This is a genomic window from Paenibacillus mesotrionivorans (assembly GCF_046098205.1).
Classification (GTDB): Bacteria; Bacillota; Bacilli; order Paenibacillales; family NBRC-103111; genus Paenibacillus_AR; species Paenibacillus_AR mesotrionivorans.
The window spans coordinates 52,868-64,962 of record NZ_JBJURJ010000007.1 but is presented as its reverse complement, the minus strand read 5'-3'; the positions used below and the strand labels follow the sequence as shown (position 1 = coordinate 64,962).

Sequence of the window (12,095 nt, the reverse complement as noted above, 5' to 3'; positions counted from 1 at the left end):
CGCTTTAGTTGGTCTCCAGAATGGAGATGGCTGCAGCCTCGTCGGTCACCAGCACATGACAGCCGAATTTCAAAACGGCGGCAATGCTGGGAGCCTTGGAGCGCCCGCCCGCCACTGCGATAACCGCCTGGGTCTGCTGGATATCCTCCAGCTTGAGCCCAACTGTCGGCATGCGGTGGACCACCTTGCCAGACGCGTCAAAATAATAGCCAAATGCTTCGGCCAGCGCACCCTCCCGCTTCAGGGACTCAATGGTGGCGCTGTCGATCTTCCTTCTTCTGGCCATAACACTAGCTTCCCCGATTCCATGCACAAGCATTCTGGCTTGGTGAATCACCTGGATAATTTCCTGGATATGAGGCTCCTGAATCAAAGACAGGTACGCCTCTTCCCCCAGATGATCGGGGACATGCATCAACCTGTACTGGCCGCCGGTTTTCTTCGCCATGGTGGAGGCAATGGTATTGGCCTGAAAATCCAGGCTTTCACCCAAGCCGCCCCGCGCCGGAACAAACAGGCTTGCCTTTAACTGTGGACTGGGGCCCATATGAGCAGCCACCTCAGCCATAGTGGAACCGCCGGTAACGGCGATAACACCCTCGCGGACCGCCATCTTGCGGACCGCCGCCGCGCCAGCCCGTCCCAATTCGATCTTCGCATACGGCGAAGTATCCGAATCGCCCGGAACCACCACAGCCTGTTCCATGCCGAAGCGCTCCTTCAGCCGATCCTCCAGCTCAGAGAGCCCGAACAGCTCCCTTACCATAGGCTCAATAGCCTCCAGCAGGCTGCGGCCGGATTCGCTGATCCGCATGCCGTAGCTTTCCACATCAAGAAGGCCTTGGGCTTTGAGAAAATCCACTTCACTTCGCAAAACTCTCTCCGTCATATCCAGCGAGGAAGCGAGCGTTCTCCGTCCGACTACCTTGGAGAGCATGATGTGATGCAGGATCGTGTAGCGCTTCCTCATGGTGTCCATTAAATCCGGCAGAAGCTGCTTCTGAATATCGAGCACGGACCTCATCTTCTCACTCCTGGACAGGGTATTGGACCGGAAATGTCCCGCTCTTACATCTTTAGTCCCAGCTAGGAATGGCGGCGCCATTCGACAGAGACTCTCTAGCCTCTTACATTGTATTCCTCTTCCTTGGAAAATGCAAGAATACGGTGACGCTTTCAATTGTAAAGTTTTTAACCACGGGCGAAATGAACAGGGCGTATTTTTCCCATAATACAGGGCTCCCAAGGGTGTAAGCGGCATCAAACACTGGCCGAATGGAGCAAGAATATTTATTCTAATGTAGCTGGCAGAACGCCTCCAACGGGAAGGGCTTCAGAACGGTCCCCGGGTGGACTAAAGTTTGCGAGTGGGCTGTTCTTGAGGCGGGATTTGGAGCAAATCTTCAGCTAAACATGACTCATATCTGAACGGGTATGTCTCCTCCATGACGGGTAATGGTAAAATTTGATTCTTAAAACATGATGTAGAGTATGCTCCAGCCGGAACGCATATATGCGGCACTGGTAAGCAGGGTTTTTGACAGTTCCTCCAGTTGTAACGGAACTGAGCGACTCTTAGAACACGATTTAGCTTGATTTCCAACTGTAACGGAACTGAGCAACTCTTAGAGCACAAATTTACTGGTAAACCGCGCCTTGAAGAGCTGTAAGGGTGTTTGAGTTCCGTTATAAAGTAAATACACGGGTTTTCGGCCGCTAAGGGCTTCTCAGTTCCGTTAGCGCTCCAGCCCGTCTGCCAGCCCCCATGCGCACTCCCCCATCCTCCCGCTCATCCCTTCCACTCTCCCATCCGTCCCACCTTGTCCATAGTCCTGTTACATCTACCCTTCCCCTTTCCCAACAACTTTTCCCCGCCATCCCTTCCACCCTCCCGCCCATCCCTTCCATACTCCTGCCTGCCCTATCCGCCTTCCTGCCCGAGGCCCGCCCAGTCGGCCGCCGCAAAAGTTCCTCCTGGGATTCTTCGAACAAGCACTTGCAATTTGTCACAGGCTATCATATAATAACACTTGCCGCCAAAAACGCCTGCCAAGGGCGATATGGCCGTTACACCTATATGCACCCGTGGTCCAATGGATATGACGCAGGCCTCCGAAGCCTGAGATCGAGGTTCAATTCCTCGCGGGTGCGCCATAATATTCCTTCAAAACCAAGCAGCCGCAAGGCTGTTTTTTTGTATATTTTACCGCGCTGCAGATTTCTTTGACCTTAATTGACTTTTGACCTTCGTTGACTTAATATGGTCTTAACGTGAAGGGAAACACCCTTCACACCGGCATATGATCCACCTGAAGATGAACATTTTAAAGGAGGGAATTGCAACATGAGTTTGATACCTATGGTCGTAGAACAAGACGGACGAGGCGAAAGAGCCTATGACATTTATTCGCGCCTGTTGAAGGACCGCATCATCTTTTTGGGCAGCGCCATCAACGACGCCGTAGCCAACGCCATTGTCGCCCAGCTGTTGTTCCTGGATGCCCAGGACCCCGAGAAGGACATCCATCTGTACATTAACTCCCCGGGCGGTTCCATCACCTCCGGTATGGCTATCTATGATACCATGCAGTTCATCAAAGCGGATGTCTCCACCATCTGTGTCGGCATGGCTGCCTCCATGGGCGCATTCCTGCTGACCGCGGGTGCCAAAGGCAAACGCTTCGCCCTTCCCAACAGCGAAGTGATGATCCACCAGCCGCTGGGCGGCGCCGAAGGCCAGGCCTCGGACATCCAAATCCGCGCCAACCGCATCATCAAGATGCGCGACAAGCTCAACCACATCCTGGCGGAGCGCAGCGGACAGCCCTTCGAGCGCATCGAGAAAGACACCGACCGCGACAACTTCATGAGCGCCGAAGAAGCGCTGAAGTACGGCCTGATTGATAAAGTCATTGAGCCGACCCGCGCCAAATAAGCTTCTTTCCCTTAATACCCCAACCCCCGGTTCCTGAACCGGGGGTTTTGGGGCTTTATAGAAGCAGAACCGGTGAGCCTTCACCCTTCCGCGGAGCCTGCTGCAGCCGTCACAGACGCAGAGCCCTCCGCGGCAATACGGCTTTTCCTGCTGTCGGATAACAGCCCGGCCACAATCCCCGCCAGCAGAACGGCTCCACCCAGATGGAAGGCCCTGGCGAAGGAAGCGGCTGACGCCTCCTGCATCCTGCCGCCGATCCGGGCGGCAAGCTCCGCTCCTGCGGGATAATGCTCCACCCAGCTCCGCAGGGCCGCTCCTCCAGCTTCACCCGAACCTCCAACCTCCTTCATCTGCACCGCCAGCTCCGCCTTTGCTCCGGCGGGCAGCCTCTCATCCGCAGAAACCCAAGCGGCAATATCCGCACCCGCCTTCACCGTATTGTCCGCCACAGCCTGATTCAGCACCATCACCAGCAAGGCCACGCCCATGACGGAGCCCAACGCCCGGGTCATATTGGTTACGCCGGAGGCGATACCGATTTTCTCTTCGGGCACATTGCGGATCACTGAGCCCATCACCGGAGCCATAGCTAAGCCCATGCCCACTCCGAACAAAGCGAGCCGCCAGACGATGGCGGAGAGAGGCGAGGCTGCAGTAAGATCACCCAGCAGCCAGGTAGAGGCGGCCAGCACTGCCATGCCGGTACCCACAAACAACCGGCTGCCGAAGCGGTTGGCCAACGCCCCCACACTGGCGGAAACCACCATGGAGGCCAATGGCATAGCCGAGATGATCAGCCCCGCTTGAAGCACACTTTTGCCTAGCAGCCCCGTCAGAAAATAGGACATCAAGAAGCTTGGTGCCATTACACCGGCACCGATTAAGAGCAATGTCAGACAAGCCCAGTTGAAGGTGCCGATCCGGAACAGCCGCAAGGGCAGCATCGGGTTTCGCAGCCGGCTCTCCACCATCAGGAAAATTACAAGCAACACTGCTGCCGCCCCCAGGAGAACTAACAGCTTCGGGGAACTCCAGCCCCATTCGTTAGCCTGGATCAGCGCATACGTAAGGCTGAACATGGCCCCGGTAAGCAGACCCATACCCAGCCAGTCGATCCCTCTGCCCGCCGACGGATCGACGGACTCCCGCAGCAGCCGCACCGACAGCAGCAGGCAGATCAGCCCTATGGGCAAATTGACATAAAATACGGCCTGCCAGCCCATAGCATCCGTGAGAATTCCGCCCAGGGTCGGGCCGCTGGCTGCAGCCAGCCCGGAGATACCGCCCCATATCCCCATGATCATCCCCCGCATCTGCGGCGGGAACAGATCCACCGCCAGAGGAATCGTGACCGGGACCACAATGGCCGCCGCCATTCCCTGGATAACCCGAAACGTCACCAGCATAGGCAGCGAATCTGACAGCCCTACCAATGCCGAGGCGATCACAAATCCGGTTACCCCGATCATAAACAGCCTTTTCCGTCCGAATTGGTCAGCCAGCCGCGACGCCGTAATCAGGCAAACGGCAAAGGCGAGATTATACCCGTTTACCACCCACGACATATGGTCCATACCGGAATGGAAGGATCGGGTCATATCCGGCAAAGCCACATTCACAATAGTGGCATCCAACAGTGCCATAAAAAATCCCATAATAATTGCAACAAAAGCAACCGTGCGTCTCCAGCCTGTTAATTGCATGTTCATCACCTCTACACAAAAATTGAACCAAAGTTCATATTTCGATTATAGGAGTGGCCATAACCGGTGTCAACAAAAAGTTGAACTTTAGTTCATATTCTAATTTGACAAAAACCGGCCTGTGTCTACAATAAGAAGTAGGTGATGCGCACATGCAAACGGAAGAACCGAAAAAAGAAAAAAAGCCGGATAAATTCCGGCTTCCCCAACAACAGCGAAGTGTCGAAACCAAACAGAAGCTGATGGAAGCAGGTTTGCAGCTGTTCCGGGAGAAGGGGTACTTCCAAACCAATGCCAAGGAAATTGCCAAAACGGCGGGAGTCGCTACCGGAAGCTTTTACTCCTATTACACCGACAAGCGTCAGCTTTTCGTTGAGGTATACCGGAGCTGCTTTACCACCTTCCAGCGGATGCTGGATGACGGAATCAACAGCCTGCTGGCCTTGCAATTGGAAAAAAGGGAATTGGTGCAGCGGGTGATTCTGCTAATTTTGGAGGCTCATCATCAATTTGACTTCCTGGAGCCGGATCTCAATATTCTGGGGGAGGGAGACGAGGAGCTCCAGCAGATTTTTGTGGACATCAACGAACAAGGCATCCTCCTGTGCAGGATCTTTTTAGGAAAAATTAACCAAGAGCTGCAGGTGGAGGATTCCGCGGCCGCCGCCGCAATCGTATATTTTTCGACCCGGCGGATCATCGATCTTATCGCCCATGCCCAAACCACCATACCCGAAGAGGCGCTGATCGGCAGCCTCACGGATATGATGACGGCTTATTTGTTCGGCAGTAAACCATCGGCAACGAAGTAATCGGCGGTTACCCCGGCTCCTGTCCCCTTGGCCGGGATTCGCGGTACTGTCCGGGGGACATGCCCACTGTTTTGCGGAATACCCGGATGAAGGAGGTGGTATTCAGATACCCCACCGCCTCGGAGATATCCTGCACCGATTGGTCGGACTCCAGAAGCAGCTGCTTAGCCCGTTCGATCCGCAGCCCGATCAGGAAATCCAGGAAGTTCTGGCCGATGCTCTCCTTGAACAGCTGGCTCAGGTACTTGCCGTTGATTTGGAACCGGTCGCTGAGCATGGTTAAGGACAGATTGGGGTCAGTGTAATGGGCCGCCACATAGTCCCTCACCTCCTTCATCAGGGTGACATGGCGCCGGCTTTGGGCCAAGTCCTCCACATGCCCGGCGATCCTCCGGAGGGTTGCCGTAAAACATCCCTCCAGCTGCTTCAGCGTGTCTGCCTGCTTCAGCGCAAGCAGCAGCTCCGGCTTCGCTTCCAGGAACCAAGTCTTTGCCTCCCCCGGGAGCGTCCCCTCCAGTTCAAACTCCAGTTGAAACACCAGGTAATTCAACAGCCGTTCCACATCCTCCTTGCGGAGCTGATGCACCGCCATCTCATTGAACAGCAGCTCCAGCTCACCAATCCACTCCGTCTCCAGCATGCGGATTTTGCGGACGATGGTGCGGATCATCTCCAGATAAGCGAACCACTCGCTGTCCGTTTTGTCCTTAGCCTCCACCGTATGGATAATCCGGTTAACGCCCAAAGTCACCTTCCGGCTCACCGCAGCCATAGCCTCGTGGAAGGACCGGCTGATGGCCTCCTCACTGTCTGCCGCCAGCCCGATCCCGATGGTAACCGTAAAGTCCAAATACCTTTCCACCCAAGCCCGGATCTGCTCGGCGATCTGCAGGATATGATGCTCCAGCCCTGCGCCATCCCGGGAAATCAGAAGCAGAATAAACTGGTTTTTGGAGATCCATTCCGAAACCACCCGCTGGCCGTTCTGCTCCGCCACCTCCACCGCCACACTGCTGATAATAAACTTGAACAGAGACTGGTCGCTGGGGTTGTACTTCAGGCCGAACTGCACATAATGGTCCAGCTCCAGAAGTGCGACAATATATTGCCCCTCCGCCAGGCCAAAATGCTGCCACTCCTGCTCCCAAAGAGCCCGTTCCTCCTCATAATCCCCCTTGAGCAGCATCTGCAAAAACTGCTGCCGCCGGATTACCAGATGCTCCTGCTGCTTTTCCTGAAAATTCATATTGTTCGTAATCAACCGTTCGATGGCCTGATCAATAAAGGCAAACTCGTTCTTGCTCACCCTCGTTTCGCCGGGTCGGACAATGGAGGAGAACCGGTCAATGCGGTGCAGGATCGCTTCAATGGGCTTATAGCTTCTCCGGGTCACATACAGCGTGGAGCTGATCGCAAATACGATGGACAATACACCTAAGGCCAGCCAGACAGTATTGCCGTGGAACAAATAATCCAGCCATTTGCCGTTTTTGATGCTGATGGTGTATTTCCAGTTGGTGTATTCGGATATCTTATCCGCATTCAGGCCATTATGGGCTATTCCGCCGCGTTCCGTAAAAAAGGCCCTCCCCTGGGCATCCGTCACCTGGGCCTGCGCCACATCCTCGTTGATCATCTGGCGGATGAAGGATTCCAAGGCCGAGATTTTGATATTCACCGTTACCAGCCCAAGACTCCCCGAATCCCGCGGGACCTTGAGTACCAGGGACGTAACAGAGGCCGACCGCTCAATCCCGTCGGTTTGCTTCAGCCGGGGTGAGGTCCAGCCTGACGGCACAATCTGTTCAATGGAGCTGCGGATATACGCCTTATCGGGAAATTCCTCGATGGGGCGGATGGCACTCTGATCCAGCACCCTGCCGTCCTTGGCCCGGTAGACATAGATGGAATCGATGAGCCCATACCGGACGATGATGGTGGTTAAGAGATTGGACACATCATATTCCAGCTCCCGGTCAGAGGGCGCCTCGAAATACCGGCGGAGCCTGTCGTCGGTTTCCGTCAATTTTTGCGTATCCATCAAGATACCCTTCAGCGTGCTGTCCACCGTGTTCACGATAAAAGCTGCCGTCACACGGTTGGCCTGCATGGCATTGCGGCCATAAATACCGTTAATGATGGACATGAAGATAAAGATCAGCATGCTGACGGTCACAAACAGGATGGGGAGATAAGAAAGCAGCATGCGCTTGATGTAGCTGGACCCACGTGGTGCCTTCATCTCCCCACTCCTTTTTCGTTACTTTTTCATTTCCTTATACGCGGCTCTGCGCTCATCGATAACCGCCTGCCCGCCCAGCTTGAGGTATTCCTGGGACATGGTGTCGAAGGTTTTGCTGAACTCCTCCGGCTTCGCCAGAATGCTCTTGACGAGAATCTCCTGCAGCTTGTCGCTTAAGGTTTTGTTATATTTCAGCTCTGCGTCAATCGGCCGTTCGAAACGCGGGTTCGTAAAACCGTCCTTCAGCCCGTTTAACATGGTTTGTTTGGCCAGATCCTTATAGGCGGGGAAGGAGAGCGCCACCGCTTCAAGGTTTTTGTCCAGGGACCCGAAATCCTTACCGTTAATGACAATGGCGATATCGCTGTTATTATAAAAGGTCTTTTTGGCCTCGTCCGTGGTGATGGCCTTAGGCAAGCCGTTTTCCAGAGTGTAGTGCTGCCCTTCCATCCCATTGGTCAGGGTGAACAAGACATCCGGCTTCGACATCCAGTCCAGGTATTTAACGGCTTCCACCGCATGTTTGCTGTTCTTCGGCACCATCATAAACACCCCGGTCGGATCATAAATCGCCTTGGGATGTTTGCCGTCTGCATCCGTGAAGGGGTCCATGGCCACATACTCGGCGCCCGGAGCATTCTTTTTCATGGTGTCGAAAACATTGCCGGTTCCCATCAGGTTTACATGGGCAGCCAAGGCGGTAAAGGAGCCCACCAGTCCGTTGGCGATGTCCCGCTCGAAGCTTTTGCCGTCCTTATCCAAGGCGAAGTCCGGATTGATTAAGCCCTCCGCATTCATCTTGTTGACAAACTGGAGCCCTTCCTTATAACCGGGCTTCATAATTTCCGGCATATTGGTGGCAGATAAAGCGTAACGGTCCTCTTCGGACATTTTCTTCACGAAGGAGTTGATCAGCACGGACGGGGTGGTGATGACGGTGCCGTTTAATGCCGCGAAATCATAAGGAATAACCTTGCCGCCGGTTTGGCCCGGGTCCTTCTCCTTAAACGCTTTCATCGCATTGTAAAATTGCTCGGTGGTGGTGGGCACGGGCAGCCCCAGCTTATCCAGCCAATCCTTGCGGATATAGGAGGATTGGGTGAACTGGAGCGTTCTCTTCGCGGGGATGGTATACTGCTTGCCGCTGAAAATCCCGTATTTCAACACGTCATCACCAAGGAATTTCTTCAGGTTCGGTCCATGCTCATCGATGAGCTTGCCCAGATCGGTCAAACCGCCGCTTTTTACATAATTATTGATGGTGTTGAGATCGTACGTAAACACAATATCGGGAGCATCGTTGGTGGACATCAGCACATTCAGCTTATCCACCTCCTGATTCCGGGGAACCGGCACAAATTGCAGCTTGATGTTATTCGGATCTCCGAAATTCTTCTGGATCCACTGGGTCCAGAAATTATTGTCCACGGGACCGGCGCCGGCCGGAGCATTCCCCCGGTCGAACACCTCCACCTTCAGGGTGACGGGATCCTTGCTTGCCGTTGATCCGCTGCCGGGACTGGCTGTTGCGGGCGATGCGGAATCATCCTTGCCGGAGCAGGCAGACAGCAAACCGGCCAACAAGAGAACTGAGGTGGAAATCCCAAACCATTTTTTGTGCTTCAGTTGCATTGGTGAACTCCCCTTTACTTATAATTTCAACGCGTTGGTTATTTTACCTCCAGGAAACGGAGGGGCAACCCTGTTGAACAAGCTTCCACGACCGTTATCCCTTCACGGCGCCGATCATAATCCCGGACACAAAGTACCGCTGAAGCCACGGATATACCAAAAGAATCGGCACCGTAGCGAACATGATGCTGGCGGCCTTGATGCCTTCGGGCACTACCTCCACCTGCGAGGCCCCCTCCTGTGCCGTCAGATCCGTCACCATGCTGTTCATGACCACCTGGTACAGCTTCAATTGGATGGGATACAAATCGGCTTTGGTGATATAGAACAGCGCATCCATAAAGCCGTTCCACCGGGACACCGCATAGAACAGGCTTAAGGTGGCCAGCACCGGCAGGGAGAGCGGCAGCACGATGCGGAGCAGGGTGCCGATATGGGAGCTGCCGTCGATATAGGCGGATTCCTCCAAGCTGGCGGGAATGGACAGGAAGAAGGTCCTCAGAATAATCAGGTTGAAGGCGCTGATCATTCCGGGAAAAATCAGCGCATTCAGGCTGTCTAGCAGCCCCAGCTGCTTCACCAGCAGATATTCGGGAATCATCCCGCCGCTGAAGAACATGGTGAACACAATCAGCATCATAAAAAAGGTTCTGCCCTTCAGCCGGTCCTTGGTGAGCGGATAGGCAGCGGCAATGCTCATCACCATGCTGATCACGGTATAGGCTACGGTCAGTACAATGGTCAGCCCCATGGACCACAGCATTCTTGCATCAGTGAAGACGATCTGGTAGGGATGCAGGTCCAGCCCCCGCGGGAAAAAGGTCACCTTGTTGGACAGGATATACTGCTTTTCGCTTAAGGAGATGGCGATGATATGCAGGAACGGCAGGAGGCACAGCAGAATAGCCAGGCCGATGACCAGCATGATAACCCCATCGGAGAGCCGGAAGCGCGGTTGTTTCTTTAGCACAGTGGTTGACATGGATCTTCCTCCTTACCAGATGCCTTGTTCGCCAAAGCGCTTGGCGATTGTATTGGCCATAATGACGAACACCAGTCCCACCAGCGCCTGGAACAAACCCATAGCCGTAGCCAGAGAGAACTGCGCCGATTGCAGGCCCGCTTTGTACACGAAGGTGCTGATAACCTCGGCATAATCCATCACCAGGGTATTGCCCATGACGAAGGGGCGTTCGAAGCCGATGGTCATGATTTTGCCCAACTGCATAATCAGCATCACCACCACCGTGGAGCGGATGCCCGGCAGGGTAATATGCCAGATTTTCTTTAACCGGCCTGCGCCGTCCACATCCGCCGCCTCATACAGCTCCTTGTTGATGCCGGTTAACGCCGCCAGATAGATGATGGTTCCCCACCCGGCGCTCTGCCAGATGCCCGTCCCCAGATAAACCAGCAGCCAAGCCTGTTTATTGGTGAGGAACGGAACGGCGTCGAAGCCCATTGCGGTAATCATATTGTTGACCAAACCGCCGTTGTTGGAGAACATCTGATACACAAGACCGCCGATAATGATCCATGAAATAAAGTGAGGCAGGTATAGAATGGTCTGAGCGATTTTCTTGTACCAGGCCACACTTAGCTCATTCAGGAGAATAGCCAGCAGGATCGGTGCGGGGAAGGAAAACACCAGGTCCAGGAAATTCAGAATCAATGTGTTCCGGACCACAATATAGAACTGGCTCATGGCAAAAAGCTGCCGGAAATTCTCGAAGCCGATCCATTCACTTCCGGTTACCCCCTGGAAGATGTTGTAGTCCTGGAAGGCAATGGCTGCTCCGTACATGGGAATGTACTTGAATAGAACAAAGTAGATAATTGGCAGCGTAAGCAGCAGGTATAGCTGGTAATCCCGTACAAACGACCATCCGCGGCGGCGTTTGAGGGCGGTTCCGGTTAGGGCCGGGTTCCTTTGGGCAGTTCCTCTGTCCATCTGGTTTCCTTCTTTCTGCAACGTGATCTTAGCCGTGGCCGATGCACCTTCATACTAAAGGGGCCGGTACGGCCGCGACAATAGACTCCTTTCTGTCGATCAGCAGAATTCAGAAACTCTTGATATGACTGGTTTTTTGGGGAGCTGCCCCCGGAGCATTGACCATTTTCCGCTGATGCACCGATTTCTGCAGCAACAAAAAAAACCAACCGGCCGTGTTTTCGGCAGGTTGGTTATCGGGAGTTTATTCTGGTCAAATGCGAAAAAAAGCTTCCCTATTCAGGAAGCTTGGTTGGTGTTGGTTGATGCATCGGAAAATCAACCGCCTGTTATTGATTCTCCAGCTCTTCCTTGCTGACCAGAGTGACAAGCGCATTAACAGCTTGCTCGGCATCTGTTCCCTCCGCACTGATGTGAACCTCAGTGCCAGTGCTGATGGCAAGGCTCATAATGCCCATGATGCTTTTTGCATTCACCTTTTTATCATCCTTCTCCACGAAAATCTCGGAAGAAAATTTATTAGCTTCTTGCACGAACAAGGCGGCGGGCCTAGCATGAAGACCTGTTTTCAACTTAACGACGACGGGACGCCTCGACATGAACCAATACCCCCTAAAAAATGACTTATTCCATCTATTATATGAGTTGAAGCGCTTGCGCCTCATAAGAGGAAATCCGTGTTGGAAAACGCAAAAAACCTCTGTCACATTATGGAAATTAAAATGAGACAACAGAAAAGAACACGATTTTCTACCATTATAGCATCATTTCCGGAAGTAAACTAGAGAAAGAACCGATTTTCAGCGGTATGTTCCTGATT

At 53.7% G+C, this 12,095-nt stretch carries 9 protein-coding genes and 1 tRNA gene; 3 read left to right on the top strand and 7 right to left on the bottom strand.

Features of this window, described 5'->3' with window-relative positions:
- Positions 1 to 4: 4 nt before the first annotated feature.
- Positions 5 to 1,024, bottom strand: coding sequence for a sugar-binding transcriptional regulator (locus ACI1P1_RS11885; RefSeq protein ID WP_416216605.1), 1,020 nt, complete (start codon positions 1,022 to 1,024; stop codon positions 5 to 7).
- A 1,055-nt stretch (positions 1,025 to 2,079) separates the two neighbouring features.
- Between ACI1P1_RS11885 and ACI1P1_RS11880 the strand changes: the two genes are divergently transcribed.
- Positions 2,080 to 2,154 (top strand) — tRNA-Arg (locus ACI1P1_RS11880).
- Positions 2,155 to 2,344: 190 nt separating this feature from the next.
- The gene (clpP, locus tag ACI1P1_RS11875) at positions 2,345 to 2,935 is read left to right on the top strand and encodes an ATP-dependent Clp endopeptidase proteolytic subunit ClpP (RefSeq protein WP_113019518.1); all 591 of its coding nucleotides are present in this window, start codon (positions 2,345 to 2,347) and stop codon (positions 2,933 to 2,935) included.
- An 80-nt stretch (positions 2,936 to 3,015) separates the two neighbouring features.
- On the opposite strand, the gene ACI1P1_RS11870 is transcribed toward clpP, so the two are convergent.
- The gene (locus ACI1P1_RS11870; RefSeq protein WP_416216604.1) at positions 3,016 to 4,638 is read right to left on the bottom strand and encodes a DHA2 family efflux MFS transporter permease subunit; all 1,623 of its coding nucleotides are present in this window, start codon (positions 4,636 to 4,638) and stop codon (positions 3,016 to 3,018) included.
- A gap of 152 nt (positions 4,639 to 4,790) precedes the next feature.
- Here ACI1P1_RS11870 and ACI1P1_RS11865 point away from each other — a divergent pair, with 152 nt between their 5' ends.
- On the top strand, positions 4,791 to 5,450 hold the full coding sequence (locus ACI1P1_RS11865) for a TetR/AcrR family transcriptional regulator (protein WP_416216603.1): 660 nt from the start codon (positions 4,791 to 4,793) through the stop codon (positions 5,448 to 5,450).
- A 7-nt stretch (positions 5,451 to 5,457) separates the two neighbouring features.
- Here the strand turns inward: ACI1P1_RS11865 and ACI1P1_RS11860 are convergent, their stop codons facing one another.
- The 5 genes from ACI1P1_RS11860 to ACI1P1_RS11840 all read right to left on the bottom strand — a co-directional run bounded on the left by ACI1P1_RS11860 (position 5,458) and on the right by ACI1P1_RS11840 (position 11,874).
- Positions 5,458 to 7,692, bottom strand: a complete 2,235-nt coding sequence (locus ACI1P1_RS11860; protein WP_416216602.1) for a helix-turn-helix domain-containing protein — start codon at positions 7,690 to 7,692, stop codon at positions 5,458 to 5,460.
- A gap of 18 nt (positions 7,693 to 7,710) precedes the next feature.
- Entirely contained in the window at positions 7,711 to 9,324 is a 1,614-nt protein-coding gene (locus ACI1P1_RS11855; RefSeq protein ID WP_416216601.1) for an extracellular solute-binding protein, read from the bottom strand.
- Positions 9,325 to 9,418: 94 nt separating this feature from the next.
- Positions 9,419 to 10,306, bottom strand: a complete 888-nt coding sequence (locus ACI1P1_RS11850; RefSeq protein WP_416216600.1) for a carbohydrate ABC transporter permease — start codon at positions 10,304 to 10,306, stop codon at positions 9,419 to 9,421.
- A gap of 12 nt (positions 10,307 to 10,318) precedes the next feature.
- Positions 10,319 to 11,275: an ABC transporter permease gene (locus ACI1P1_RS11845; protein WP_416216599.1), complete on the bottom strand. Its 957-nt coding sequence runs from the start codon at positions 11,273 to 11,275 to the stop codon at positions 10,319 to 10,321.
- A gap of 329 nt (positions 11,276 to 11,604) precedes the next feature.
- Positions 11,605 to 11,874, bottom strand: coding sequence for an HPr family phosphocarrier protein (locus ACI1P1_RS11840; protein WP_113019519.1), 270 nt, complete (start codon positions 11,872 to 11,874; stop codon positions 11,605 to 11,607).
- Positions 11,875 to 12,095: the final 221 nt, after the last annotated feature.

Bases quoted from the DNA above. Each gene is read 5' to 3' on its own strand.
- ACI1P1_RS11885 (WP_416216605.1), bottom strand. From the start codon at position 1,024: ATGAGGTCCGTGCTCGATATTCAGAAGCAGCTTCTGCCGGATTTAATG.
- clpP (WP_113019518.1), top strand. From the start codon at position 2,345: ATGAGTTTGATACCTATGGTCGTAGAACAAGACGGACGAGGCGAAAGA.
- ACI1P1_RS11870 (WP_416216604.1), bottom strand. From the start codon at position 4,638: ATGCAATTAACAGGCTGGAGACGCACGGTTGCTTTTGTTGCAATTATT.
- ACI1P1_RS11865 (WP_416216603.1), top strand. From the start codon at position 4,791: ATGCAAACGGAAGAACCGAAAAAAGAAAAAAAGCCGGATAAATTCCGG.
- ACI1P1_RS11860 (WP_416216602.1), bottom strand. From the start codon at position 7,692: ATGAAGGCACCACGTGGGTCCAGCTACATCAAGCGCATGCTGCTTTCT.
- ACI1P1_RS11855 (WP_416216601.1), bottom strand. From the start codon at position 9,324: ATGCAACTGAAGCACAAAAAATGGTTTGGGATTTCCACCTCAGTTCTC.
- ACI1P1_RS11850 (WP_416216600.1), bottom strand. From the start codon at position 10,306: ATGTCAACCACTGTGCTAAAGAAACAACCGCGCTTCCGGCTCTCCGAT.
- ACI1P1_RS11845 (WP_416216599.1), bottom strand. From the start codon at position 11,275: ATGGACAGAGGAACTGCCCAAAGGAACCCGGCCCTAACCGGAACCGCC.
- ACI1P1_RS11840 (WP_113019519.1), bottom strand. From the start codon at position 11,874: ATGTCGAGGCGTCCCGTCGTCGTTAAGTTGAAAACAGGTCTTCATGCT.